1 protein-coding gene is annotated in these 439 nt (G+C 59.9%); it reads right to left on the bottom strand.

Annotated features, from left to right (window positions below):
• Positions 1–408 (bottom strand): LysR family transcriptional regulator (locus ABMC89_RS18995; RefSeq protein ID WP_349570803.1); only part of this gene is annotated, 408 nt, incomplete at its 3' end.
• Between the last annotated feature and the right edge of the window lie 31 nt (positions 409–439).

Here is a 439-nt window from a genome sequence, read left to right on the forward strand (position 1 = left end):
TGAGATGGTAAAGGGCAGGATGTCGATGGATACGCCTGGCGCTTCGACCTGCAGCCGCTCGGCCAACCGTGGCAGCAGAAACGCCGAGACATAGTCCGCGACCTGCATAGTAAACACCCGCTCGGCCTTGGCGGGAACAAACTGGTGCTGCAAGGAAATGGCCGTCGAGATAAAGCCGAGACCGCGCTCGATATCGGCATAGAGCTCTCGGGCGCGGTCAGTTGGCCGGACCCCGCCTGCCGTCCGAAAGAATAGCTCGTCGTTGAGCATCACCCGCAGCCGCGCCAGCGCATGGCTAACGGCGGAAGGCGACAGTCCGATCTCTTCCGCCGCTCCCGCGATCGAACCCTGATTCATGATGGCACGAAAGATGACCAGCAGGTTCAGGTCAAAATTGCGCAAATTCACCACTGCGTCACCGTAAAAGCTCCACGATTGC

Source organism: Sulfitobacter sp. HNIBRBA3233 (assembly GCF_040149665.1).
GTDB classification, from domain to species: Bacteria; Pseudomonadota; Alphaproteobacteria; order Rhodobacterales; family Rhodobacteraceae; genus Sulfitobacter; species Sulfitobacter marinivivus.